17 protein-coding genes and 1 tRNA gene are annotated in these 25,868 nt (G+C 43.4%); 9 read left to right on the top strand and 9 right to left on the bottom strand.

The window, feature by feature from the left end:
• Positions 1–73: 73 nt before the first annotated feature.
• Complete coding sequence (locus tag G500_RS0119310) at positions 74–6,289, bottom strand: M43 family zinc metalloprotease (protein WP_027003730.1); 6,216 nt, start codon at positions 6,287–6,289, stop codon at positions 74–76.
• 357 nt (positions 6,290–6,646) lie between these two features.
• Between G500_RS0119310 and G500_RS25330 the strand changes: the two genes are divergently transcribed.
• Positions 6,647–7,162, top strand: coding sequence for an archaeosortase/exosortase family protein (locus G500_RS25330; RefSeq protein ID WP_027003729.1), 516 nt, complete (start codon positions 6,647–6,649; stop codon positions 7,160–7,162).
• Positions 7,163–7,298: 136 nt separating this feature from the next.
• Here G500_RS25330 and G500_RS24315 read toward each other — a convergent pair whose 3' ends face one another.
• The gene (locus G500_RS24315) at positions 7,299–9,281 is read right to left on the bottom strand and encodes a lytic transglycosylase domain-containing protein (RefSeq protein WP_086047978.1); all 1,983 of its coding nucleotides are present in this window, start codon (positions 9,279–9,281) and stop codon (positions 7,299–7,301) included.
• Positions 9,282–9,742: 461 nt separating this feature from the next.
• On the opposite strand from G500_RS24315, the gene G500_RS0119290 reads away from it, so the two are divergent.
• Together G500_RS0119290 and G500_RS0119285 are read left to right on the top strand one after the other, a co-directional pair.
• The gene (locus G500_RS0119290; RefSeq protein WP_027003727.1) at positions 9,743–10,420 is read left to right on the top strand and encodes an outer membrane beta-barrel protein; all 678 of its coding nucleotides are present in this window, start codon (positions 9,743–9,745) and stop codon (positions 10,418–10,420) included.
• A 142-nt stretch (positions 10,421–10,562) separates the two neighbouring features.
• Positions 10,563–11,405 carry a 2,3,4,5-tetrahydropyridine-2,6-dicarboxylate N-succinyltransferase gene (locus G500_RS0119285; RefSeq protein WP_027003726.1) on the top strand — a complete coding sequence of 281 codons (843 nt, stop codon included), beginning with the start codon at positions 10,563–10,565 and terminating at the stop codon, positions 11,403–11,405.
• 67 nt (positions 11,406–11,472) lie between these two features.
• On the opposite strand, the gene G500_RS0119280 is transcribed toward G500_RS0119285, so the two are convergent.
• The 4 genes from G500_RS0119280 to G500_RS0119250 form a co-directional block, all read right to left on the bottom strand.
• Positions 11,473–12,348 (bottom strand): hemerythrin domain-containing protein, encoded by an 876-nt coding sequence (locus tag G500_RS0119280; protein WP_051203913.1) that lies wholly within the window; start codon positions 12,346–12,348, stop codon positions 11,473–11,475.
• A 109-nt stretch (positions 12,349–12,457) separates the two neighbouring features.
• Entirely contained in the window at positions 12,458–13,036 is a 579-nt protein-coding gene (locus G500_RS0119270; RefSeq protein ID WP_027003724.1) for a hypothetical protein, read from the bottom strand.
• A 153-nt stretch (positions 13,037–13,189) separates the two neighbouring features.
• Positions 13,190–16,474, bottom strand: coding sequence for a TonB-dependent receptor (locus G500_RS0119260; protein ID WP_027003723.1), 3,285 nt, complete (start codon positions 16,472–16,474; stop codon positions 13,190–13,192).
• A gap of 279 nt (positions 16,475–16,753) precedes the next feature.
• Entirely contained in the window at positions 16,754–17,623 is an 870-nt protein-coding gene (locus tag G500_RS0119250) for a hypothetical protein (protein ID WP_027003721.1), read from the bottom strand.
• A 242-nt stretch (positions 17,624–17,865) separates the two neighbouring features.
• Between G500_RS0119250 and G500_RS0119240 the strand changes: the two genes are divergently transcribed.
• The 5 genes from G500_RS0119240 to G500_RS0119205 all read left to right on the top strand — a co-directional run bounded on the left by G500_RS0119240 (position 17,866) and on the right by G500_RS0119205 (position 22,662).
• Positions 17,866–18,414 (top strand): D-glycero-alpha-D-manno-heptose-1,7-bisphosphate 7-phosphatase, encoded by a 549-nt coding sequence (locus G500_RS0119240; protein WP_027003720.1) that lies wholly within the window; start codon positions 17,866–17,868, stop codon positions 18,412–18,414.
• A gap of 320 nt (positions 18,415–18,734) precedes the next feature.
• The gene (locus G500_RS0119225; RefSeq protein WP_027003718.1) at positions 18,735–19,487 is read left to right on the top strand and encodes a DUF7873 family protein; all 753 of its coding nucleotides are present in this window, start codon (positions 18,735–18,737) and stop codon (positions 19,485–19,487) included.
• A 313-nt stretch (positions 19,488–19,800) separates the two neighbouring features.
• A tRNA-Leu gene (locus G500_RS0119220) sits at positions 19,801–19,885 on the top strand.
• A gap of 225 nt (positions 19,886–20,110) precedes the next feature.
• Positions 20,111–21,073 carry an AAA family ATPase gene (locus tag G500_RS0119215; RefSeq protein WP_027003717.1) on the top strand — a complete coding sequence of 321 codons (963 nt, stop codon included), beginning with the start codon at positions 20,111–20,113 and terminating at the stop codon, positions 21,071–21,073.
• Between the two features lie 215 nt (positions 21,074–21,288).
• A complete protein-coding gene (locus tag G500_RS0119205; protein ID WP_035758137.1) occupies positions 21,289–22,662 on the top strand; it encodes an ABC transporter permease in 1,374 nt (457 codons plus the stop codon).
• A gap of 4 nt (positions 22,663–22,666) precedes the next feature.
• On the opposite strand, the gene G500_RS0119200 is transcribed toward G500_RS0119205, so the two are convergent.
• From G500_RS0119200 to G500_RS0119185, 3 genes are all read right to left on the bottom strand, one after another.
• Positions 22,667–23,434: an MBL fold metallo-hydrolase gene (locus G500_RS0119200; RefSeq protein ID WP_035758135.1), complete on the bottom strand. Its 768-nt coding sequence runs from the start codon at positions 23,432–23,434 to the stop codon at positions 22,667–22,669.
• Positions 23,435–23,565: 131 nt separating this feature from the next.
• Positions 23,566–24,024, bottom strand: a complete 459-nt coding sequence (locus G500_RS0119190) for a type II toxin-antitoxin system VapC family toxin (protein WP_027003714.1) — start codon at positions 24,022–24,024, stop codon at positions 23,566–23,568.
• 10 nt (positions 24,025–24,034) lie between these two features.
• On the bottom strand, positions 24,035–24,391 hold the full coding sequence (locus G500_RS0119185) for a hypothetical protein (RefSeq protein WP_154657234.1): 357 nt from the start codon (positions 24,389–24,391) through the stop codon (positions 24,035–24,037).
• A 231-nt stretch (positions 24,392–24,622) separates the two neighbouring features.
• Here G500_RS0119185 and G500_RS0119180 point away from each other — a divergent pair, with 231 nt between their 5' ends.
• Positions 24,623–25,867, top strand: coding sequence for a leucine-rich repeat domain-containing protein (locus tag G500_RS0119180; RefSeq protein ID WP_027003712.1), 1,245 nt, complete (start codon positions 24,623–24,625; stop codon positions 25,865–25,867).
• Position 25,868: the final 1 nt, after the last annotated feature.

Below are 25,868 nucleotides of genomic sequence, written 5' to 3'. Positions count from 1 at the left end.
AGCGTCTGCCCCTGTCGGTGGCTTTTTTTATCCTGTTGTACTAATTTTTTCTATGAAAAAGAAGAAAATACGCTTATTCTTTTACAAAGCGAACTTGCTCGATGCCTGCTTCGCTGCTAATTTGCAAGAAATAAACGCCATTGGCAAGGTTGCCAATTTCTATTGTGCCTTGCAAAAACGCGCCTTCTTTGTTTTTTTCGCTGCTCAAAATTTCTTTGCCTACCATATCCAAAAGGCGAATCTGATACGCGCCTTCATGGTTATTTTTCAGGCTAAACGAAACCGCAGTAGAGGCAGGATTTGGATAAACATTCAACTTGTTATCCACAAAGAAATCTGCATTGGCAGGTGCATCAAAAAGCAAGACAAAACGGTTTTGGTCTATGCCTTTTTTAGCTGCAAACACGTAATCGGCATTTTGGCGCAAATTGTGAAGCGTCTGGGTAAGCGAATCGTACAAATAAACGACGTGCAAATCGTGGAAATATTTAAACTCGCTCAAAGAAATTTGATGTTCGCCTTCGGTTTTGATATCCACTGCCAAAGGTACAATCGTTTTTCCTTCCAAAGAAGGCAAGCCGCTGATAGAAAAATAATCGGCGGTTTCGCCCTTTGCATTGGTCTGCCCTTCGGGGTAGGCGAAATAGCTATACAAAGACGGCGATTTGCCATCATGGAGGCGCAATTTGTGGGCATCATAAACACCATCAAATTGAGGACTTGCACCTGCCTCGAAATAAATCGCGGCTTCATCTTGCAAGTTTTCGCCTTGTTTCAAAGTGAGTTTGAGAAGCCCCTCTTTGAGTCCTTTTTCGTCTGTTTTAAAGAAACGTGGATTTTGGTAGCTATTCACACGCACCGAATTATCGAAGGTAATACTACCGCCGCCTGCCGTTGCTTCTACCCAGAAACCCTGCATCGAGGCAATTTGATTTGTACCGCCATTTGTACCTACGCCATTGACAAAACTTGCGTAATTGCCACCATAACGGCTTGTAGGAATGTCGATATAAACGGCATTTTGAATACCGCTCGAATTTGCCAAGAGTTGTGTCCAAACGATAGGCGAAGGATAAGGATTGCCCAATAAATGCAAGCCGTTGGAACTACGTGTTAGGTTTAAAGTTCCCAAATTGCCATTATTGAGTATGCCATTCATATCTACTGTACCACCTGCCGAAATGTTGGCTTGATAGCCGCGCCCTACTTCAAAATCGGCAGTAGTAGGCACAAAGAAGCCCATTTGGAAGCCGTTGTAATATTGTGTCGCAATACCTGTACGAGGGTGATTTTCGTCATACACGTACAAAGTTGGGAATGGATTGGTCAGCCCTGGTTCGGCAGCCGTATTGAAGGCTGTATTCAGAATCAAGGTCATGTCATCACCCAACTGCGAAAGGGGAGCTGCCGCAAAAGGAGAAGCAAGCACGTGATAACCACCGACACCATCATAACCACCTAAATCAGACACCGAGGGCATATAGCGTTCAGCAATGACATTGCCTTGAACGGTATTGGTAGGCGAGGCATTGATGACCATTGCCGTAGCCGCTGCGGTAGAGCGAAGGGCAAAATTTGCACCTGCATCGATAATTACATCACCATTTTGCATATTCAGAAGTTCGGTTAGGCACATATCGCCTTCTATTGTAAGCGTTGCACCTACGCCGTTCATCTCGATACCCGTAATTTCTACCTGTGTGTAAGCAGTAGCATCAGAGGTAAAGGTAAGGGATTTATCTACCAAAACGTTTTCAGGGTAATTACGGAAAGAAAGCATCTTGATAGTTTGTCCTGCGATAGCGGCATTGACGGCAGCTTGGATTGTGGTAAAATAGGTATCCTGTTGGATATTCCAAATATCACCTACGCTGATGTTAGCCGTTGCTGTTAGTGTGCGCGAACAAGTTGTCGTTGTGTTGGTTGCGATAATTCTAAATTCAGTGCTTGTTCCCAAATTGCCTGTGGGGAAGGTAAGCAGCCCACCATTGCCATTTTGAGGCGCACCGACGTTGGTATTGCCTGCCGTTACATTTTGCAACTGATACGAAACGCCATTTTCAGAATTGGCAACTTCAATATTAGAACCTGTATTGATAGGAACAGAGGCAGGATTGGCAGCAATGGCAATATCATTCGGAAGCGGATTCACCGTTACGGCAATCGTATTGGAAACGGCATTACACGAAGGATTGCCATTTTCCTCTACATAAACCGTATAGTCGCCACTTTGGTCGGCACTATAAGTTTGGGCAGTCGCTCCTGCGATGTCGATGTTGTGTCTGCGCCATTGGTAGGTTACACCTGTGGCAGGCGTAGCGGTCAGGACTACATTTCCACCTTGGCAGAAAGTAGTAGCTCCACCTGCGGTAATGTTGGGCGCAAGGGTACAGCCGCCCGTAACAGTTACGGTTACGGTGTTCAAGGTTTGGCTACAAGTGGTAGTGGTATTGGTTGCGACGACTCTAAAATCGGTGTTTGCCGTAAGCGCACCTGTAGGGAAGGTAAGCGTGCCACCGTTGCCGTTTTGAGGCGCACCGACGTTGGTATTGCCTGCCGTTACGTTTTGTAACTGATACGAAACGCCATTTTGAGAGGTAGGTACTTCAATCGCAGAGGCGTTTCCACTCACTACCGAAGCAGGGTTTGCTACAATCGTTAGCGCGTTAGGCAAGGGATTCACCGTTACGGCGATTGCATTAGACAAGGAAGTACAAGTAGGGTCGCCTGTATCGGTGAGCAAGACCGTATAGTTGCCGCTTGTTGTGGCAGTGTAGGTAGCATTGGTAGCTCCTCCGATGTCTGTTCCACCGTTTTTCCACTGATAGGTTACGCCTGTGGCAGGGGTAGCAGTCAAGACCACATCTGCACCTTGGCAGAAAGTAGTAGCTCCACCTGCGGTGATATTGGCAGTAAGGGCGCAAGCCGCCAAAACTGCATAGTTTTCTGCTGCTGCAATGGCAATGCCGCTGGTCTGATAATAAGGCGTTGCATTATAGGTAGTCGCTAATTCTACCCATTGCGAGCCATTGTATCGTCTGATGGTAGAAGTTGGGGTAGTGCTACCTGTGGGGTTGGTGATGCGCACATCTCCCGAAGCTGCGCCCGAACTTTCTACGCGCCAAGTCGCGTTCAGACCTGCCGCCAAAAGTCCCGCAGGAATAGCAGGGGTAGCAGGTGCAATGTAGCGCACTTTGGTATTCGAAATGGCACTAAGCGAAATAAGTTTCACGCTTGTATTATTTCCGACAGGAAAATCGCTCAAAGCCGCCAAATTCCCATTTCGGATAAGCCCACCTGTGCCATTGGTTTCTACCCAACTATTGGCAAAAGTGCCTGCAATTTGATTTGCTACCGTTGCATTAGAAAGCGTCAAATTATTTGCACCCAACACAATCCTACCACTCTGCAAATTGAGCTGCCCCGTAACGGTTTGAGCCGCATTGGGCGTTACAGTAGAAGCGGCAGTTTGATTGATGGTTAGGTTGTGAAAGGTAGTCGCGCCTGTAATGGTTTGAGCAGCAGCTCCTGAAAAAGTAACGGTATTTGTACCCGAAGCAAAAACACCATTATTTACCCAATTTCCTTTGATTTCGATGTTGAAATTGTTTGCCGTAAGCGTCGTTACGGGACCGTTACTGATGGTTAGGTTGCCATTCACTACGATATTGCCGCCTGTAATGGTCTTATTTCCGATATAGACGACCAAGTGGTGATAGGTCTGATTGCCGCGCACAGGGCTATCGCCGCCGTAGTTGTAATAGACCGTATTTCCAGCAGCCGAAGTGGTAAGCAAACCGCCATTCATAGGAATTGTACCCGAACCTCTAAAATTCACAATCGCGTTAGCGGCATTGATAAAATGGCTACTTGCATTGCCTGCCAATACGTTTCCGTAGAAAAACATCACATTGCCCTGATTTGTAACGACAACGTTGTTATTGATGGTAGTAGAGCCTGCAAAGAAGCGAATTTCGGCAGAACCTAAAAGGGTGTAATTTGCTGCAAAGAAGGTAGCACCAGAGGCATCTTGGTTGATGACCATTGTACCATTATTTTCTATACTTTCATTTGCACCGCCAAAGGTAGTGTTGCCATTGTTGCGATTGTCAAAAGTGCCTGCATTGATAAGACTACCATTAAAGACATAGTTTGCATTGGTAAGAACGCCATTTGAGCCAAATTCGCCTGTATTTGAGATAGTTACGTCTCCTGTGAAGGTTTTGGTTGCACCCCCGCCTGCTTGCGTTGTTTCTCTATAAATGCCATTTACAATGGTATTTCCGCTAACGGTGAAATTGTAATTATCGCGCGTATTCAAACGACCTGTAGCATTGATAGTCAGATTGTTACAAACGGCAGCCGCCGAATGATTGACGGTATGTCCTGCACAAATTACAACATTGTCGAGAGCGGTAGGAATACCCGCTCCGCCTGCACCTCCACAGACGCTTGACCAAGCGGCTGCATTGTGCCAATTAGTGTTCGCGCCCGAAGAAAAATAAGTAGTAGGGGCGCAAGAAGCAGGCGCAGTAAAGAGGTTATTTTGGGTAAAGGTACAAGTAGGCGTAGCTGAAAAAGAAGCGGTTACATTGACCGCAGCCCCATTTGATACCAACCCTGTAAGGGTAACCGTTTGCGGACTCGCGCCAATGGCAAAACTTTGTCCGTTCACTAAAAGATTGCCCGCCACAGGTGCATTACTGAAAGTAACCGTTACTTGTTGTGTATAAGTGTTATCGCCCGCATTACACGCCGTTTGCGTACCCGCACTTAGGGCAGTAATGGCACAAGCCGCCCCATTGATGATGATAGAATAATCTTCGGCTTGCCCTTCGGAAAGAGCGCAAGGCGTGGGCGTGGGGTCACCTACCCAATCTGCTGCCACACGCATACGCAGAGGTTGATTCAGGGTTATGCCAGAAGCAGGAATAGCAATAGACCCATTTACGGTTTTGGGGTTCGCCCCTGTACTTGTGCCTGCAAAAACTTCTTCTCCTGCATCATTAAAATCTCCGTCATTATTGTAGTCTATCCAGATGCGCACTCGGTGGTCGTTTACAGAAGTTTGCACCGTAACGCCATAAGAAGTACCTGCATCTACTGTAACTCCTTGTGCGCAAGTGCGGTTAATGTAATTGCCTTCTGCCGCCGAAGTACCAGAACTGACATCTAAGCCATTAAACTGTACCCTTGTAACACCAAATCCTGAAAAAGTCCCCGTAGCGGTAGGCACACAAGCCACAGCAGGCGTAGAAGCAGGAGGCGGCGTTGCACCCAAAGAAGAAATCAGCGAGGCTCTTTGTGTTGTAAGAGCCGCTCGCATGCGGTCTTTCTGTCCCTGTGTGAAACGGTCTGCACAATTATAGGACATAATGTTTTGCAATACCGTTAGGTCTACACTACAAGCGTTGCTCGTACACTGAAAATAGTCTGCATCATGGGGAGCAGTATCGCAAACTCTATCGCCTTGTGTTGCACAAGTGGCATTAGCAGGGCAGTTTCCTGCGCCCGACGACCCTTCAAAAGTATGGAACAACCCAAGCGCGTGTCCAATCTCATGGGGAAGGGTTGTGTCCGTAGGTCCGATTTGTGAAGCAAGCATTACTGTACCATCTACGGCAGCTCCAGCACCGGGAAAATAAGCGTAGCCTGCTATAAAAGAGCCACTTGTACCATTTGCATTGTCAATTTCCTTGACAATCCAAATATTGTAGTAGTCGGTATTAGGCCAGCGGCTTAGGTTTTTAACCGCTACTTCGTCGGCAGCCGTAGCACTTTGTGCTTGAATACCTTGTGCATCATAATTAGGCACACCACTACCATTTACCCGTACAATGCCATTGGTAGGAAGACAAGAGGGGTCGCGTTGTGCCAAAGCAAACTCAATTTCGATATCTACTCCAAGAGGGCTATTATTTGCTCCCGTATTTCTAAACCAATCATTCAGTCCATTGACCATGCTAATAATTGCTGCGTCAGTAGGGTTGTAAAGGTCGCCAATAGGTTCGCCAGTGTGTATGACATGGACAACAACGGGAATCGTATAGACCGTACTTTGCGTTTTATTGAGCGTACCTGCCGCCTCTTGTTTTTGTAAGTAGTCGTGAACCTCATCAAGCATGCGGTTGAAGTTTGCCGCATATTCGGGGTTGTTTTGCATATTACGACGGTGAATGATGTCGGTGGCGCAGGGTTCGGTTTGCTGCTGGGCTTGCAGCAAAGGCATGCTAAATAAAAGCAAGCCCAATAACCACAGCCACTTGGGAAAGGAGTAGGGAGTGTGCATAGTTTGTTTGGATTTTGAAAAAAGACAAATACAAAAAGGCAGCTATAAAACAAAGAAGCAAAAAGGATTTAAATTGTTTGTCGCCAAAACGAGAGGAAGTATTGATACCTCTTAGAAAAACGCTGATTGAATAAGGATATTTTAGGTATGATTTTGTGTTTTTCTAACCTTATCTGTACAATTTTGAAGCCCCCAATTCTAAAAAAAACAAAAAGGACTTGGGTTTTATACGCAGTAAGCATAGTCAAGTTACGACTTTTTTTGTAATTTTCAACGCATAGCTTCTTCGTTTTTTACATTTTAACCTATCACTGCTCCAAAATCTTTCTTTTTTACTATAAAAAAAAGCCAAACGTCATGAAAAGTCAAAAAAAAATAGTTTTTTTTATTATTATTTTTATCCTGCTTTACGTCTGTTGGTTGTTATTGTATGATTTTTGGATAGCTCCACAAACGGCTCTTGATAGCTTTCTGATAGAAAAAGTTGGCAGAAGTAGTGCGTGGCTTTTGGCTCTTTTTGGGTGGGAAGGCTTCTATCATGTGGGCTACCATACAGTCTATCTGGGCGAAAAAGCCTGCGTTTCGGTAGGTGCGCCCTGCAATGGTTTAGAAATTTTTGTAGTGTTTTCACTTTTTATTATAGCCTTGCCCATGTCGCATCTACACAAAATCTGGTATATTCCTATGGGAATCGTCTTTATTTTTGGTATCAATGTTTTGCGTGTCGCCGCCCTAACGCTCAATGCCTATTATTTTCCCGAAAGTATAGACTTCAATCACCATTATTTATTTACATTTGTAGTCTATCTTTTTGTCTTTTTCCTTTGGTATTTTTGGGTGAATTATTTTGTTTCTTTTCAGAAAGTGCAATAATATCTATCAAAAAATCTTGTAACAAAGGTTTTATTTTTTTAAACACTTATTAAAAGCTAACAAAATTCGCCAACGCAAGGATAATTTTGGTATCTCTTGCGTTGGCGAAACAATTTATTAGAAAGGCAGTAAAAACTTACAAGACGCGCAACTTTTGCCCAATATTGAGCTTATCCGACTTCAAGCCGTTGAGCTTTTTGAGTTTTTCTACGGTAAGCCCTGTGTACTGCTGCGAAATTTTCCAAAGGCTATCGCCTGCCCGTACCGTATGATAGCGTGCAGTAGTGGTTTTGGAAGTGTATGTTTTCTTGGCTGTACTTGCCGTAACGGTTGAGGCTTCTTCTGTTTTAGCACCTGCAACTTTTATTTTCTGACCTGTATAAATGGCAGCCGACTTCATGCCGTTCCACTTTTTTATGTCCTCTGCACTGACTTTGTAACGCAACGCAATTTGCGAAAGTGTTTCGCCCTTGCTTACCGTATGAAAATCCTGATTTGCCTTTGCAGTAGTGCTTGTTTTGATGCTGGTTTTCTGACTAACTTGCTGATTTTGAGCGACAAGCGTCTGCTGTTTGGTACTTGTTTGCGTCGTATTGGTTTTGATAGGCGCAGTCCCTCCTTTGCAGGCTAAGATAATTGCCGCTTCGTTTTCTTCAAAAAAGGTTTTGCGTTTGGTAGGAATATTGACCTTACAAGCCGTCCGATAGGCAGGAATGAATCCCTTTTTCAGATGCGGATTGATGGCTTCCAAATCTTCTACACAGACATTGAGTTGTTCGGCTAATTTGCTCAATTTAATCGCTTCATACACCTCGATTTGTGTAATATCTAAGGAAGGGTGCAACTCGGAAGCGAAAATACTATGCTCTTCCTGATGATTAAAAAGATAGACGTATGAAGTATAAAGTGGCACATAATTGCGCGTTTCACGCGGTAGGTAGTCATAAATCTCCCAAAAGGTTTTCTTTCCCGAACGCTGCATGGCTTTCTTGACATTGCCAGGTCCGCAATTATAGGACGCTAAGGCTAATTCCCAATCGCCAAACATCTCATAAAGATATTTGAGCAAACGCGCTGCGGCACGTGTGGAAGCAATCGGCTCGAAGCGTTCATCTATGTAATGGTTTTGGGTCAGGTCGAAGATTTTGCCTGTCTTGGGCATAAATTGCCACAACCCCCCTGCGCCTGCTCGCGAAATCGCTTTGGGCTGAAAGGCAGATTCTACCACAACCAAATATTTGAGTTCTTCGGGAACGCCCTCCTCTTTTAAGATTTGCTCGAAAAGTGGAAAATAACGGTTTGAGCGTTTAATCAATTCAGCCGTATAGTGGCGATAATGCACGCCATACTTGTCTATAAATTTGCGGACTTCGGGCGTATAATTGAGTGGCATTTCCTTTTCTAAGGCTTTCAGACGCGCCTGCATTTCTGCATCACTAAGGGCAGGGAGCAGCGAATAATCCACTTCAATATCTTCTATCAAACAAATATTGGGGTCGTCGGGGTTGAAAAAAAGTGCCTCATCTACGGCTAACGCCTCCTCTGCCAATACCTCTTCCAATTTTTGCTTATATTCTACCTTCGAAAGGCTCACAAAAGACACAAACTCGGCAAAAATCTGCATACCTGCAATTTTCTGACGCAAAAGCCGCTCCATGTCGGCAGGCGTAGGCTCATCTCCTAAGGCAAGCCACTCCATTTGTAGCTGTGGCTCGGAAGAAGCGCGAAAGTCTAAGGTAGGCTGAAAATTTTGGTACGAATGGTTTTGCAGTAAAGTCGTGTCAGGGGTCGGCATAAGCCAAAAGTCTTCTACTACGAAGGGTTTGTTATTTTGTGCAAAACTTACTTCTTGATTTTGAATCGCCGCCTGCGCTGCTTGCTGATTTTTGTGCTGGTTTTTATGCTTACTTGGTTTATTTTTTTTGCGCGAATGGGGATTTTCTTTGTCTAATTTATCGGACGGATTCTTTTGAAAGACCAAACTATGCTGCCTCTCTGCCTTTTCAAAAGGATTGGGAAGGGTCTGGTATGAAGTCTGTCCTGAAACACTGTGTAGGGTAAAGGTGCTACTACCTCCTATCAAGAAAGCGAACAAAAGAGCTTTTGGTAGGAATTTCATAAGCAAAATTTTATGGGTAAAGTTGAAGCGTTGTTAGTGAGGATAGCTCTAAAAAGGGCTAAAAAAGAAAAAAAGGCAGCCTAAACGTCTTGCGGACGTTTTTAGTTCCTTTCAGTCCTTTTTTTATCTTTTTTGGATTGTGCAAAGATAAGGAATTTATTTGGGTCTTTGCAAAATTTTGGTCTGTTAAAATCTTTGTTTTACCGAAAAGCCCCCAAACGAAATATTCTATTCATATTCGCCCCCAAAACCAATCTTGGGCTTGTTATCTGGGTAGCGAAAAATACGAAAAAATCGCGCCTTTGTAAAAAAAGCCGTCTTTTTAGCCCTAAAAAATCATAATTTCGCCTTCAAAGCGTTACTAATAAAACGCGCTTTGGCGTGATACTACGGCAGCAAGTAGCCCCACACCGATTTTTAAGACCTTCTTTATTCCTATCAGATTCCTATCAGATTGCTTTATGAAAAAAATCTTTTTACTTCTTTTGGTGTCTTTGGCATGGCTCTCTGCCTCCCAAGTACAGGCACAAGACCCTTATACAAAGCTATTTAGCGGCATGCGAGCAGGTATTGGCGTTACGCAATTAGCCACAACTGTCAAGGTAGATAGCATCACTGTCAATGGAATCCGCTACGATAGTGCTTTGACAAGACACAACAGCAGGGCGCGATTCGGCTTTCAGGCGGGCTTTTTCGTACAAAAGCAGTTCAACGAGCGCGTAGGCTTGCGTGCCGATTTGCTCTACGCCGAGTCGGGCGGTTCGTATCAGGTCAAAATCAACAAGTTCGAACGCCATACCTTGCGTTATTTCCAATTTCAACCTTCGGTGATTGTCAATGTCGCGCCTAAGGCAAGTTTCAACCGTTTCTTTGTCAAGGCTGCCCCTGTGGTGCGCCTGATTGCCAGCGTTCATGTAGAGGACATAGACCAAGAACTTTCGCGCAACTACGCCAAACTTGACTACGGTGCTACTTTGGGCGTAACCTATATGATTAAAATTTCGCGCTATGTCTGGCTTACCTTAGATGCAGAAGGGTATTATGGCTTTGCCAACATAGAGAAAAACAACCGCGACATCGTCAAGACTCGCAATCGCGGCATCAACTGGGGCGCAGGTTTTGCCATTCCCATCAAATAAAGACCGATAAAGGCAGCCTTCGGTGGCGGCTTTTGCGATAAAAAAACTAACTTTGTCTGGCTTGAACGCTTGACAAAGTTTTTTTTGTGCCTATACAAAAAGATTCATATTTTATCTATTTTCTTCAAACGACTCAAAACACATGCTAACTCTCGAAACCAAACTTCTTATCGAGCAGGCTTGGGAAGACCGTAGCCTTTTAGACCGACACGAAACACAAGAGGCTATTTTTAGCGTTATCGCTGCCTTAGATAAAGGGCAAATCCGCACCGCCGAACCCATTTCAGACCCAAAAGCAGCGCAAAACCAGACTTGGCAAGTCAATGATTGGGTGAAAAAAGCCGTTATTTTGTACTTTCCTTTGCGAAAGATGGAAACGCAGGAAGTAGGCATCTATGAATATCACGACAAAATCCCGCTTAAAAGCAATTATGCAGGCTTGGGGGTGCGTGTAGTGCCGCCTGCGGTAGCGCGTTATGGGGCTTTCATTGAAAAAGGAGTCGTTTTGATGCCTTCTTATGTCAATATCGGTGCTTATATCGGTTCGGGTACGATGGTCGATACTTGGGCAACGGTGGGCAGTTGCGCCCAAATTGGGCAAAATGTGCATCTAAGTGGCGGCGTAGGCATTGGCGGCGTATTAGAACCTGTGCAGGCAGCCCCTGTAATTGTAGAAGATGGCGCATTTATTGGCTCGCGCTGCATTTTGGTAGAAGGGGTGCGCATAGGCAAAGAAGCCGTTTTGGGTGCGAATGTCGTCATTACGGGTAGCTCAAAAGTGATTGATGTTACAGGCACAGAGCCGATTGTGCATCAGGGATATGTGCCGCCGCGTTCGGTGGTGATACCGGGTAGTTATACCAAAAAATTCCCCGCAGGCGAATATCAAGTGCCTTGCGCCCTTATCATTGGCAGGCGCAAAGAAAGCACCGATTTGAAAACTTCCCTCAACCAAGCCCTGCGCGAAAATGACGTGGTGGTATAAAAAGCAAACCATTTCTACTAAAAATGCCCCTCGTGTGGAAAACACAATAGGGGCATTTTTCTGTCTTTCAAGACCATTTTACAATTTGCTGCCAATTATCTTTTACTTTTTGTTCCAATACTAAGGCTTTGGGAAACAAAATATCATCTTCTATGGCAGCATGCAAGGAAAGCAACTTTTCAAAATGTTGCAATTCTGCATATAAGACCCTGATAATCAAGGGTGTATAAGGCAAGAGTTCATACTGATTAGTAAGCAGGCGAATCCCCTCCATTTCGTCATCATCTTGGCTATGCTGGTGGGCGGCTTGGGCTAAGGAAAATTTTTCCATCGGAAAATAAGTCTTCAAGATACAAACCTGCCCTAAAAGTGCCTTATCTAAAAGCGTAATGTACTCGAAAAGGTGCGCTTCTTCTTCAAAGATATGGTGAATAAAATCTTGGGCAAAAAGGGGAAAGGCTACCTTCAAATCTTCTACTATCGTGCGAAAATGGCGGGGCAACTGCAAAGGCTTCATCGCCTCTACCAGTGCAGCCATGTAGGGAATTTGCTGTCGGATAAAAATACGGTGCGTATGATAGAGATAATCCAAAATCACCTGAATAGGAAAATTAGATAGGTTTTTTGGGGGGGCTTGATGCCTAATCTTTTGCGCCGTCTTTTCTATTTGTTGCCAAAGAAGTGGCGCATCTATTCCTTTTTCTCTGCACACCTCCGAAAAAGTTTTGTCTTCATAACGATAAAAATCGATGCCAAAGCGGTGCAAGGCAGCTCCGACCATGTAGTCTTGCTCTACTAAGGTTTCTATGCGTGTAGTTGGGAAGTTCATCGTTAGCGAGAGATTAGAAAACTCGAAGGTATTTTTGCGTAGCCCCAAAGATACGCATTTTTCGAAAAAAACGCGCTTTCTGCTATCCTGATAGGCTAAAAATTGTGCCTTCATTACAAAAGGTTTTGGCTTTTAGGATTCGCTGCTATTGGGAAATAGGTTTGGACAAGGCAGTGCCTTGCCCGATACAAATAAAAAAAGCCGCACAGTTTGGGCGCAAAACTTAGGGCGCAAAAACCTGACTGGGGAATGAATTTTGAGTAGGTACTTGCAATTTGATGATGCCATAGCCCGAAGCCGCATGGCAGGCATTACAGGTTTGGATAAGGGTCTGATATTTCTGACCAAAAAGCAAAGCATCTTGCGCCTTGATGCCTTCTTCCAAGCCCTCTAAGGCAGGGATAAACATTTGCGCTACCAAAGGTGCTATCTCTTTTTCATTTTTGATGGGCTTGTGGGCGATAATCTCCTCTGCCGTTTCTTCGGCTTCATGGACATAAAAGGCAGCAAGTTCCCAATTTTTTTCTTTGCCTGCCCAATAGATTTTCTCGGCAAAACGCTGCATGTAGCCCATTGCTTTGGCTAATTCGTAGTGTTCATTTTCTTTGGGTTCATTTTCTTTGGGTTCATTTTCTTTGGGCGAAGCCACCGCCGCAGTAGCTTCTTTTTCCGAAGGCGCAGCCGCCTTGCCGTTCATTTCTAAGACTTGCTCCTGCAAACGGCTCACTTGTAGGCTCTGCCAAATCAGACCACCCAGCAGCAAAGCCAATCCGAGCAGCGTCAAAAGGGTTGTGTTTTTCATATCACTTATTTGGTCTAAATCTAAACATTCAAACCGCAAAGGTACGTCTTTTGTTGGATTTGCACACGCAAAAATATCAGGACAAAAATTAGACAAAAAAAAACTTGCCCCTTTGCAGGAGCAAGTTTTGAGAAAGAAAAAGCGTTGGATAGTTTAGTTGAAGATATAGCGGATACCAAATTGCATCTGCCATACTTGGCTTACGTTGATGTTCTTACGGAATGTTTCAGTAGGAAGCTCGCCTCTATCCAAGTTCATTATGAAAGTAGGACGGTTTTCAGCATCTCTGCCGCGATACTGCAAAAGAGTCTGTTGATTTACGATGCTTTGTACTCCCCATTCAGAGTTAAGCAAGTTGCCGAAATTCATGATGTCGAGGCTAAGTTGGATAGTATTGCGCTTTTCGTTCTTGCCTACTTTTACGTAGAAATCTTGCAAGAAGCGAAGGTCGAAACGGTGTACCCAAGGGAATACTGCACCGTTGCGTTCTGCATAGTCGCCTTTACGACCAGAAAGATAGTCGTCTTGATTGATGTAAGCTTCAAAAGCGTCGCGTTGCTGCTGTGCTGTGAAACGAGTTTCACCGTTTTGTACGATATCTACAAAGATAATGTCTTCAGCAGAATTTGGTACAAAAAGGAGTGGCGTACCGTTATCACCCATCATGTTACCACCGATAACGTAGCTGAAGCGGTTTTCATTGAACGCGCCCACAGCACTACCTTGATAGAAGAGAGAAATAGTAGTTTTAGCAAAACCTGCATATTCTTTTGAATAAGACACAAGACCCACAACTCTATGAGGCGTATCAAAACGAGTAAAGCTCACTTCGGGGTTGTTGCGGTCTGAAAGAACGGGGTTTGTCCAGAGCGAACCAGCGGTAGAACCACCTGTCAAGCCTTGGTCGCGCGATACGCTACGGGTATAGGCAAGACTTGCAAAAAGACCATTGTCGAAAGGCTTTTGCACTTGTAGAGTAACAGCGGCATAGTAGCCTTTGTTTGTGTTGGTCAGATAGATAGCCTGATTGAAAGGCGCATTGATGCGATTGCTACCGTAGAAAGGACGGTTATCTACCCCTGCGAAAGTACCTGTGGAAGCGGGAAGGTTAATGTTTTGTGGCAAAACGTCGTTGATATTGCGTGTGTAAATACCTTCTAACGTTGCTACCAAACCGCCAGGAAGGGTCTTATCGATACCAATATTGGTACGCCAAACTTGTGGGAAGCGGAAGTCGTCTGCTGTTACTGCTAAGTCACCACTTGGCGAAGAAGGCTGTGGATTTTCAGGCAAATATGCGCGCACGTCAGGATTGAACGGACGTGGATTGGCATCAAAGTCGTTGCGGTTTTCATTGCGTTGTAATACATAGAAACCACGCAAGATACCATTGTTATTGACTTGGTTAGAAATCCAAACAAAAGGAATACGACCCGTAAAGATACCCGAACCACCGCGAATTTGTAGACTCTTATCACCCAAAACGTCCCAGTTGAAACCTACGCGAGGCGACCAAAGAGGGGTAAATTTAGGCAAAGCAGACACATCTGCGACAAGCGAATCGCCGCCAGCAGGGTTTGCAAACTTGAAGTTGTCGCGAATAGCAGGGTTTTCAGCCAATTCCTTAGGGAAGAATTGTCCGTCCATACGCAAGCCATAAGTAAGTTTAAAGTTACGATTTACTTGGAACTCATCTTGCACGTAAAGTCCAAATTGTCCGAAAGCTGTTTCATCAACAGCAGGCGAGCCAGGATTAGAGCCGAAAGCAAAGCCTTGTACAAAGCCTGTCGGTTGTACGTCAGGATTGCGGTTAATTACCGCTTCTACGAAGTCGTTGTAAGAGCCATAGCGATACACCCCATGGAAGAAACGATTAAAGGAGTTTTCAAAGGTCATTAACTCTAAGTTGAAACCAGCAGTAATGGTGTGCTTGTTGCCAAAGTAGGTTAAGTTGTTTGTAACGTTGAAAGTGTTGTTGCGGACATTATTAGCAACAGAGAAAAGTTCATTTCCCATAGCCGTATAATACTGTCCCTCTTCAACAACTTCAATGAAAGGAAACGCTTGGTCGCCGGGAATACCACGCTCTTGGAAGAAAGAAGTATAGCCGATATTGAGGTTATTAGCGATTTTGCTGCTGAACATAGAGTTCAATTCCGCTACGAAGGAATTAGTAGTTTGGTCAGTAGTGTAGTTGGAGTTGGCAAAGTGCATTGAATTGAGCGAATTGCGATTGCCGAATCCACCAGGCAAGGAATTAGAGGTACTTGAAGCATTGATAAAAGTATCATCTATGCTTGTAAATCGATTAAAACGCACGGCAAGTTTGTGCTTGTCGCTGATGTTGTAATCAATACGTGCATTCAAGCGTAAGTTTTTTGTTGCGAAATCATACCCCTCATAAGCACCAGGGTCGTAACCGTATATATTACGAAGTGAAGTGCGGATAAAATCCAAACGTTCGGCAGGAACACGTGTAACGTTATCACCTTCGCGCCCAGGAGCTGCCGCTAAGTTCTGCTGTCCAGGGCGAGTAGAAGTTTCACTTTCTACATTGACAAAGAAGAAAAGTTTGTTTTTGATGATGGGACCACCCAAACGTGCGCCAATGATATTTTGGTTAAAATCGTCAAAGGTAAGTTCATTCTCACCAATCTTATTGCCTTGAAAAGACTGATTGCGAATAAATGTATAAGCAGAACCTGAAAATTCATTAGTACCACTCTTAGTAATCGCATTTACGCTTGCACCCGTAAAACCGCCCGTTCTCACGTCGTAGGGAGCAAGGTTGATTTGTACTGCTTCAATCGCATCTAAACTTACGGGGTTGCTACCTGCAAATTGGTCGCTGCTCAAACCAAAGTTGTTGTTGTAGATATTACCATCAATGGTATAATTATTAAAACGGTTATCACGACCCGCAAAACTTGTTCCATTGCTCTGTGGAGTAAGGCGTGTGAAATCGTTTAAGCTACGGCTAATGGTAGGTAAAGAATTAATCGCACGATTGTCCAAATTCGTAGAAGCACCTGTACGGTCAGAACTAATTAGTCCGTCTGTTTCTGCCGTAACCACCACCTCACTTAGTTCTTCACTATCTTCCGATAGTTTGAAGTCAGCATTGAAAGCAACGCCTAAGCTCAAGTAGATGTCTTTATGGACTTGTTCTTTATAGCCCACCGAGCTAACAGTAAGCGTATAAGGACCGCCCACACGTGCATTAGGAATATTGTAGCGTCCGTCTGCAAGGGTTACAGAACCATAACGCGAACCCGAAGGCTCATGAACGGCAACAACAGTAGCCCCAGGCAGTGCTTCGCCTTTGGTATCTGTAACGAAGCCGCTCATACTTGAGGTTGTTACACCTTGTCCGAAGGCGGTTTGTGCTAAAAATAAGCACATCGCCACACTCAAGAGTTGAAGTAAAATCTTTCTCATGGAGAAGTATAGGTTTGGAGAAACATAATCCCAAAAGGAACGTGCCTTTTTAGGTATTTTATTCGCTGCAAAGGTAGGGGATTTTGAAAAAAACCGCTCTTAGTAAATATTAAGAAATTGCTAATATTAAGCCCCTTAGCGAGGTAAAAAGTGGCTGCCTTGCCCCAAAAAGGCGCAAAAAAACTTAAAAACAAAAAGCGAAAAGCAACTTTTACAGTGCCTTTCGCTTCGCCGATTTCATTTTTTTTGGGAAAATGCCCTTGTATGATTTTTTTCTTTTTAGCCCGCCTCACCAAATAATGTTTGGCGCAGGCGAAACAAACGCACCTTCTCCTGCACCGAAGTTTGAGGGTCTTGCAATAATTCATCTATCAAAAAGCGGCTCAAATTCTCATTTCGCGCCTTTGTGTAAAAGGTGGCGGCTTGCTCTGCCAATGCCAAAGCCAATGCCTTTTTGCCTGCTTGGTACTGCTTAATGGCTTGATTATGAAGCTGTAAGCCTGCCAATTCCTCTAATGTTAATAAACTGTTAAGCTCTCTGCCTACCAATTCATTTTCCGCTTGGCTATAAAGGCGAATCCGCTCGGTTATTTGTGCCTCATTATCCACAAAACCATTCAAAGCGTCGGTAGTTTCTATCAAAACGCGGTCTTTTTCTGAAAAAATCACGACAAGATAGACATGGTTAGGCGTTTCGTATATTTGATGCGCCATCTGCATCTCTTCCAACACAAAGGCAAAGAGTGCCGTAACAGAAAGGCAGTCGTATTTGCCCTCTAAAAGCGTTTCTTCCAAAAGCGGATAGGCTTCATAGCTTTTGAGAAACCGCTTCTGTACGCTGAAAAAAAGACGACGCAATGCCTCCTTTGGCGCAAGACGGCTATAACGCTCGCGCATTTCAAAACTAAATTGCGCTAAGTGCGCATAAGCCGCCTCTGCACGTGCTTGCGAAAAAAAGTGGTGTCGCAGGTGAGGCGAAAAAGTAGGGGAAGTCCATAAAAAGGCAGCTATCGGACTTTGAACGGCTTGTTTAGAAGACGACTTAGGGGCGGTTTTAGCCGATACTGCCACCTGTTGCGCCGCTCCCATCTCGGAATGAGCGACAATTTGTCCCCAAAGGCTTGATGCGCCAAGCCATAACGCCAGCATAAGAGTAAGATTCTTTTTCAATTTGTATCACGTGTTTTAAAGTTTGGTAAAAAAAAGGAAAAAGCCCTACGGATTTAGAAAGGACTGTTTTCCCTTAACGGATTTTGGCGCAAAAAAGTTTAACACAAAATTAACACAAAATACACAAACTTGCAAACCGTACCCAATTCATTGCGTTTTTTAGAAAAAGCAGCGACTTCTTTCCTACCCAAAATTTTATCCCATTTTCCCCAAAAACTACCATGACGACCGAATGGACGCTCTTTTTAGATAGAGATGGCGTTTTGAATCGCAAGATTGAAGACGATTATGTAAAAAGCCCTGATGCCCTTGAAATGCTCGAAGGCGTGGGCGAAGCCTTAGCCACCTTGCGCCCTTATTTCAGACGCATGGTAGTCGTAACCAATCAGCAGGGCATTGGAAAAGGACTCATGAGCGAAGCCGATTTGCAAGCCGTTCATCAAAAATTACGCGCCTATCTCCAAACTTGGGGCGTTTATCTCGATGCGATTTACTTTGCACCTGCCTTAGCCGCCGAAAATTCGCCCCTGCGCAAGCCGCAAGTTGGCATGGCAACGCAAGCCCAAAAAGAGTTCCCCGACATAAATTTTGAAAAAAGCATCATGATAGGCGATAGCTTTTCGGATATGCAATTCGGAAAAAAGATAGGGGCGAAAACAATTTTTATCAGCGCAAAGCCACCCAAAGACGACATCTTGCCCTACATTGATGCCATAGCAGAAAGCCTTTATCTGGCTCAAAATCAAATCCTTAGCTTTTTGAAAAACTAAGTGGCTCTTTTTTTAGAAAAAAAAGTTCGTTTTTTTTCGCCTTTCGCGAGCCAAAAGTTTGCAAATCCGAAAAAAGTATCTACCTTTGCACCGTAGTCAGTTCGGCAGCTCCTATGAACCTCCCCAGAGTCGGAAGGCAGCAAGGATAAGTAGTGATGCGTCGGAACTGGCTATTTTTTTTTCGACTTTTTTCTATGATTTTTTTCTGAAAAAAAACAAAGCGGGAACAAAAAACAAACCGCCACTTGTTAGGGCTGTGTCTGACGCATTTTTAGCTCGCACACAAATTTCCTTCCACCCAACATTTTATTTTTTCTCAAATGGCAAATAAGTTACACGAATTGCTCGCCATAGAGCAAGACCGCAAAAATAAGGCAAACGAATCAGTAGGCGAAGCCAAAAAGACCTTTTTGAAAAATGACCCCTACTTCGATGGCATGATAAAAAAGTACGTTTCTTTGGAAGAAGAAGCCGAACAAATACCCGACGAAAGCAAGGAATTAGTCAAGACCGTTAAGCAGCAGCTCGAAGAGGTGCAGCAAAATATTGTCGCCGCCCTCGATGCAACCGTTTCGAAGGAAGAAACCAATGCTTCGAACACTGCAAAGGCAGAGCTTATCGTGGAAGACACCCATTTTGGCACTTTTTCCGCCACTACGCTTTTAGCCTTAGAAGCACAGCTCAATCGCATCTTAGACCTCTACCAAGCCATTCCTATTTTGGACTCTACCCGAAAATGGCATTTTGACAACCAACGCAATATCTTCAAGACCGACGAAGAAGTCAAGTTTCGCAGCGTCAAACGCCCAAAAGTTATCGTAAAATACGAGGCTACCGACAAGCACCCTGCCCAAACCGAACTCCTCAACTTAGACTTTCAAGTGGGCAAATATGAAACTACCTACTTTTCGGGAAAAGTGAGCGTGGCGCAAAAAAATGAGATGGTCAGGCGCATCGAAAAACTCTTAGAAGCCGTAAAAGTGGCACGCGCCAAGGCAAACAACGTAGAAGTAGTCAAGACCTACTTAGGGAAAAAAATCTTTGATTATATCCAAAAAGATATGTTCAAATAAAAGAAAAAACACAGAGATAGCGTCAGATTTAAGTTTAGTTTCAAAATTGGCTCTCTTTCTTCATAAGAAAAAAAGCCGCTTAGTCTTAGCGTTTCGCTCTGTAGTTTTAGCTTGAGAATCGTTTGGAAAGGAAAAGTCCGCTACTTGCCTAAGTGCGGTGGTTCGAATCCACCCGCCTCTACAAGATTTGTAAAGCCTTTTGAATCAGGCACTTATCTTAAAAAAACAAACATAGGGGCGTAGCTCAGTGGCAGAGCAAGGGTATCTGAAGTAAAAAGAGGGCTTTGGTATCTTTTCCAGTTCGATTAAAAACAGTTTCATAGCCAAATTGGAAAAGGCTCCGAACTCAGGATTCGGTAAGCGTTATGCTTTTGCAGGTTCGAGTCCTGCTGAAACTACGGGCGGCTACATAGGTTAGGTAGCCGTCCATTTTTTTTTCGAAAAGGGCGTAGAAAAGGCGCGTCAGAAGGTTTGGGTAGGTTCGAAAGCGATAAAGTTTGTTAAAGTTGGCATCTTAGGGCGGGTTATTTGGCGTTTTCTTTAAAATTGTGTAGTTTCGCTTTTATTTGTTTCGATTTTCAGACTCCTTTCTCTCTTTTACTTTCTTTCTTTTGGCTACTATGATTGCTTATGCTTCCGACGTAGAAGCGGCTGATGCCCTTCATCAAAAATACAAGACTTTAAAAAGTGAAGTCGGTAAGGTTATTATCGGACAAGACGAAACGGTGCGTCTGCTCCTGACTGCCATCTTTTCGCGCGGACATTGTTTGCTGATTGGGGTGCCGGGCTTGGCAAAGACCTTGCTCATTAGCACGCTTTCACAGGTTTTAGACCTACAATTCAACCGTATCCAATTCACCCCCGACCTGATGCCTTCCGACATCTTAGGTGCGGAAACATTGGACAAAGACCGAAATTTACGTTTTGTGAAAGGCGCGATTTTTTCTAATATCATTTTAGCCGACGAAATCAACCGTACTCCGCCCAAAACGCAGGCGGCACTTTTGGAGTCGATGCAAGAATATGCCGTTACTGTGGCAGGGGTGAGGTATCCGCTGCCATTGCCTTTTTTTGTGTTAGCGACTCAAAACCCCATCGAGCAGGAAGGGACATATCCGCTACCCGAAGCGCAGTTAGACCGTTTTATGTTTAGTGTCTATCTCGATTATCCCTCTTTTGAAGAAGAATTAAGCGTAGTAAAAAATACGACTTCGGATAAAAAAGTAAGCCTCGATAAGATTATCAATGGCGAGGAAATTCTCTATTTTCAGGATTTGATTCGCCGCGTGCCTGTGGCGGATAATGTCATGGAATACGCCGTCCGCTTGGTACATAAGACGCGCCCTAATAAGCCGCTGGCTACCGCCCTGACGAATGATTATTTAGATTGGGGAGCGGGACCTCGTGCCTCGCAGTATCTTATCTTGGGTGCAAAATGCCATGCCCTGCTTCATGGCAAATATTCGCCTGATATTGAAGATGTAAAGGCGGTTTCGGTAGCCGTTTTGGGGCATCGCATTGTACGCAATTTTAAAGCAGAAGCCGAAAATCTTTCCGCCAAACAAATCATAGAAAAACTTTGGTAGGCAAAATTGCCGTTCTTTTGGGTGCTTCCTGCTCAAATCCTCTTCCTGCTCAAATCAAGTACAAAAATTGCGTTGTGCCTGTTTTTGGTTTGAAAAAACACGCTATTTCAATCAAAATTCGGACAAGGCAGTAACTTTTCCCTACCAATATCTACCAATAGGGAACGCTTTTAGAGCGGCACTGCATTAGAAAATCCTACCCTATTCCATTCTTTATGGCTTCTTTTCGTCAGATACGCCTGATTTTTTGGCGTGAGTACCTTGTACGGGTGCGCAAACTCTCTTTTTGGGTTACGGCGTTGCTCATGCCTTTGCTTTTGGTAGGCATGGGGCTGATTCCAATTCTGATAGACTATTTGATAGAAAGCGAAAGGCGCGTTTATGTTTTAGACCAAACAGGCAAATTTTCGGACGCTTTCACCGCCTTCGATGCCGAAGAAGCGATTGTTTTCGAATTTGCACCCGACGCACAAAATTTGAAAATAGAACCTTTTCTCGATAGCCTCTATTTGAGCAAACAAACCGACTATGACGCTATTTTAATCATTCCGCCTGACCTTCACTTAGAAAATCCGACCCAAATTCGCTTAATCGCTGAAAAAACCGTCCCTTTGGTTTTACAGAAAAAGATAGAGCGAAAATTGGCAAATCATATCGAAACCCTGCGCCTTTCGCGTTTGGGCATTGATAGTAAGGTGCTGGCAGAAGTGCAGACGAAGGTTAGCCTAACGACACAAGCCCTTGCGCAGGAAGAAAAACAGACTTCCTCTGCCTTTGCGATGGGATTGGGCTATGGCGGTGCGCTGCTGATTTACTTCTTTATCTTTCTTTTCGGTACAATGGTCATGAAGGCTGTTTCCGAAGAAAAGACCAACCGTATCATCGAAGTTTTGATAGCTTCGGTCAAGCCCTTCGAACTTATGATGGGCAAGATTATGGGTATTGCAGCCGTTGCCCTCTCAAAGTTCGTGCTTTGGGTGTTGCTCGGCATGGGGGTTTTTACTGCACTTGGGCTTTTTATCGGTGCAAAAGGCGGTAGCCATTTAGAAAGCCTTAGCGCGATAGAGAAAACAGACAACTTTCCCACCGAAAGCCTCAATGGTAGCCTTGCCGACCCCAACTTAAATGCCCTTCTTGAAGTGCAGGCGGGGATTCGCAGTTTGGATTGGCTTCTTATTCTGCCTTCGTTTTTCTTTTTCTTCCTTTTCGGCTACCTTTTCTATGCGGCACTTTCAGCGGCGATAGGTGCGCTTTTAGACAACGAATCAGACAATCAACATCTGACCCTGCCTATTACCCTGCCGCTCATTGCAGGTTTTCTCATTGCGAGTGCTGTGGTAAATGACCCCGAAAGCAGTTTGGCTTTTTGGGCTTCTATGATACCCTTTACTTCGCCCATCGTCATGCTGGTGCGCATACCCTTTGGCGTAGCGGCTTGGGAGCTTGGACTTTCTATGACAGTTCTGGTGCTTTCTTTTTTTGTAATGGTCTGGGTAGCGGCAAGAATTTATAGGATTGGCATTTTGTCTTATGGCAAAAAAATTGGCTACAAAGACCTATGGAGATGGGTATTGTATCAGGAAAAGTAATAAATCATACCTCAAAAGACAAACCATCATACGCTAAAAAGACCTGTGGCGGTAGCGTCTTTTCCACTTCGGCATGCAAACCCATTTGATGGCTTATGTGTGTGATATAAGCACATTCGGGCTTCAAATCGGCGATAACGGCTAAGGCTTCTTCGAGGGAAAAGTGCGAAATATGCGTTTCTTGTTTCAAGGCGTTGATGATTAAGACCTTTGTGCCACGTATCTTTTCTAATTCGTGTGGCGAAATTCTGTTGGCATCAGTAATGTAGGTAAAATCGCCAATACGAAACCCAAAAACGGGCAAATTATGGTGCATGACCTCGATGGGAATTACCTCGATGCCGCCTATCTCAAAGGGCTTGTTTTCAATGGTGTGCAGCTCTACCTGCGGAATACCGGGGTATTTGACGGCGGCAAAAATATAAGCAAACTCTTCCTTTATTTGGTTTAAAACCTCGACACGACCATAAAGTGGCATATCTTTTTTCTGACGAAAATTAAAGGCGCGAACATCATCTAAACCTGCTGTATGGTCTTTGTGCTGATGCGTAAAAAGAACGGCATCTAAACGCTTTGCCCCTAAGCGCAACATTTGCGCCCTAAAATCGGGACCCGTATCGATGACCCAAGATTGCCCTGCTACTTCTACCCAAAGCGAAGCACGCAGGCGGTTGTCGCGTCTATCGGAAGAGCGGCAGACGGCACAGTCGCAAGTAATGACGGGAACGCCTTGCGAAGTTCCTGTACCCAAAAGTTGAACTTTTACTTTCAAGGGAATGGCGATTATATCGTACTCAAATCGCTACCAAATTGTAGCACCACAAAAATAAGCCTTTCAAGGGATTTTGCCAAATTGAGGCAAGGCAAACTATTTGATACTTACTTTTTATTTTTTGTTTATTTTTACTTAAAATTTTGTACCTCTATGTAATCTACCGAAATAATATGGGGTTGTAAATGGTTAAAATCTTTATCCGTCGTGATAAGGGTCGCGCCTAATACTTTGGCAAAGGCGGCAATCCACAAATCGTTTTTACCCATATTGCGCGGAGTCAGACCCGCAGGCAAGGGCAGCCCTTCGAGCTTTCCCTGACTATACGTTTCTACAAAGGCGTAGGCATCAACGTAGGTACGTTTGTCAAGCGAAAGTATAATCATCTTATTTAAAAACAAACTTAAATCTTTAAGTTTTTGGCTGCCCCACTTATTCTGACGTGCAATAGAGGCTATCTCACCCACGCTCACAACACTTAGATAAAAAGTCTTAGTGGAGTCATGGAGATACGTTTCATCAAAATAGCGACTAAATGCACTATTTTTTATAGCTAAGATAACAACATTTGTATCTAAAATAAACTGCATGCTATATAAATTAAGGTGTAAGTTGATTTAGTAATTGTTCCAAAGTTTCCTCGTCATCATCTTCCCAAGCACCTCCTACTTGCTTCAAAACTTCCGAGATATTGGTTGCATTTGGCGTTGTATCGAGGGAAAGTGGTTCGCGGCAAAACTCTTCGAAGGTAATGGGCGTTATTTCTTCATCTAATCCAAGCCCTTCAAAGAGTGCGTCGGAATTATAGGTATCTGCTTCCAAATGGGGCGAAGGGGCAGATTGCGCCTGCTCTTCAGGCACAAAGACCTGACAAGAAACCCCCAGACGGTTTGCCAAAGCCACTAATAGGCTTAGGTCGGCTTCATTTTCAGATTGTAAGATAATTGCTTTCATCATTTTTTTATTTATGTTTTTTTCAAATAAATTCAAAAGTGGGGCATTGCCTCCTGCTGCCTTATACGAAAAAATGAGTGAAAGGGGTTGCAGCACCCAAATTTAGCCATTATTTTTATCTACACCAAAAATCATTGTGCTAAGTTTCACCGCTTTCCGATAAAGTTTTTATCTTTGCTGTGCCGATAGGCTTTAAGACAAGTTACATTTTATCAATAAAAAATATAAACAAAAATGAAAAAAATATTATTTATTTTTATACTACTACTTTCTATAAGTAGTTTTTTAATACAGACCTACTCCAACAAAGAAACGCAAAACTCATCTCCGCAAGAGTTTTCTAAAAATCGAGTGCGCGACAGCTTAGATGCAAACGACTTGCTTTTGCCCTTATTTGAAAGTAAACTTCCTTGGGTTACCCATAATGAAAATTATCATAACTATATGCTCGTAGATAAAAACAAATTACTTATAAATCCACTTGCTTGGGAAGCAAGGGAAAAAGGAATCAATCTTAATACGCCTCCTATAGATACAACAAAGTCCGCCCCTTCTTTGGCAGTGGCGTTGCAAAACCCTTTAGAAATAGAAGAGCTATGTATAGGATTAAAAGAAAGAAACCTCACCTCTATTCCAGACGAAATAGTTGAACTTAAAAACTTAAAGAAAATTTTTATTAAAAATATTATATTTAAAGATTTTTCTAAAGATATTGAAAAATTATCAAAACTATCAAAACTAACTTCTATTGATATTGTAGCTTGTAGTATTACTCATATTCCTTCAAATATCAGTCTTCTCAAGTCGGTAGAAGTTCTTTCCTTTCATCATACGAAATTCTCAAACCTGCCCGAAGAATTTTGCGATTTAGAGAACCTACTTTATCTCAATATAAGAGAAGCTCAAGCATTGACAAAATTACCTCAAAATTTCGGTAAACTGAAAAAATTAGAGTACCTTGAGATTGTTCGAACAAGGATAACAAGCCTTCCAGAGTCCATTGGGGAGTGTAAAAATCTACTGCATATCAATCTGATAAGCAACAACTTAAATAAATTACCCTCTAATTTTGGCAATTTAGAAAACCTTAGCTATCTAACGTTGGCGAACAATAAGCTCTCAAATCTGCCTGAAAGTTTTGGACAACTGCGAAGATTAAGAATAGTGGATATTAGTAATAATCAAATCACAGATTTACCTAAAAATCTTTCAAGTATGACTAATCTTATTACTTTTTGGTTAGTTAAAAATAAACTTAATAAATTTCCAAACTCAATAATAGATTTAAAAAAATTAAGTGGACTTTATATAACAAAAAACAACATTAATTTTATACCTTATGATTTAGCAAAAAATACTTCTATAGAACAACTAAAGATTGAAAAAGAAAATCTACCAAAAGATAATATAGATAGCTTAAAGGCGTACAAGCCTGATTTACAAGTCTTTACTCACACAGAGGAACTCCGCAAACGATAAA

This window comes from Hugenholtzia roseola DSM 9546 (assembly GCF_000422585.1).
Classification (GTDB): domain Bacteria; phylum Bacteroidota; class Bacteroidia; order Cytophagales; family Bernardetiaceae; genus Hugenholtzia; species Hugenholtzia roseola.
Note: the sequence above shows the minus strand (reverse complement) of the source record. Positions and strands in the feature narration are given on the sequence as shown.

Bases quoted from the DNA above. Each gene is read 5' to 3' on its own strand.
- G500_RS0119285 (WP_027003726.1), top strand. From the start codon at position 10,563: ATGCTAACTCTCGAAACCAAACTTCTTATCGAGCAGGCTTGGGAAGAC.
- G500_RS24315 (WP_086047978.1), bottom strand. From the start codon at position 9,281: ATGAAATTCCTACCAAAAGCTCTTTTGTTCGCTTTCTTGATAGGAGGT.
- G500_RS0119250 (WP_027003721.1), bottom strand. From the start codon at position 17,623: ATGCTGGCGTTATGGCTTGGCGCATCAAGCCTTTGGGGACAAATTGTC.
- G500_RS0119310 (WP_027003730.1), bottom strand. From the start codon at position 6,289: ATGCACACTCCCTACTCCTTTCCCAAGTGGCTGTGGTTATTGGGCTTG.
- G500_RS0119185 (WP_154657234.1), bottom strand. From the start codon at position 24,391: ATGATGAAAGCAATTATCTTACAATCTGAAAATGAAGCCGACCTAAGC.
- G500_RS0119260 (WP_027003723.1), bottom strand. From the start codon at position 16,474: ATGAGAAAGATTTTACTTCAACTCTTGAGTGTGGCGATGTGCTTATTT.
- G500_RS0119280 (WP_051203913.1), bottom strand. From the start codon at position 12,348: ATGAAGGCACAATTTTTAGCCTATCAGGATAGCAGAAAGCGCGTTTTT.
- G500_RS0119290 (WP_027003727.1), top strand. From the start codon at position 9,743: ATGAAAAAAATCTTTTTACTTCTTTTGGTGTCTTTGGCATGGCTCTCT.
- G500_RS0119205 (WP_035758137.1), top strand. From the start codon at position 21,289: ATGGCTTCTTTTCGTCAGATACGCCTGATTTTTTGGCGTGAGTACCTT.
- G500_RS0119270 (WP_027003724.1), bottom strand. From the start codon at position 13,036: ATGAAAAACACAACCCTTTTGACGCTGCTCGGATTGGCTTTGCTGCTG.
- G500_RS0119240 (WP_027003720.1), top strand. From the start codon at position 17,866: ATGACGACCGAATGGACGCTCTTTTTAGATAGAGATGGCGTTTTGAAT.
- G500_RS25330 (WP_027003729.1), top strand. From the start codon at position 6,647: ATGAAAAGTCAAAAAAAAATAGTTTTTTTTATTATTATTTTTATCCTG.
- G500_RS0119225 (WP_027003718.1), top strand. From the start codon at position 18,735: ATGGCAAATAAGTTACACGAATTGCTCGCCATAGAGCAAGACCGCAAA.
- G500_RS0119190 (WP_027003714.1), bottom strand. From the start codon at position 24,024: ATGCAGTTTATTTTAGATACAAATGTTGTTATCTTAGCTATAAAAAAT.
- G500_RS0119180 (WP_027003712.1), top strand. From the start codon at position 24,623: ATGAAAAAAATATTATTTATTTTTATACTACTACTTTCTATAAGTAGT.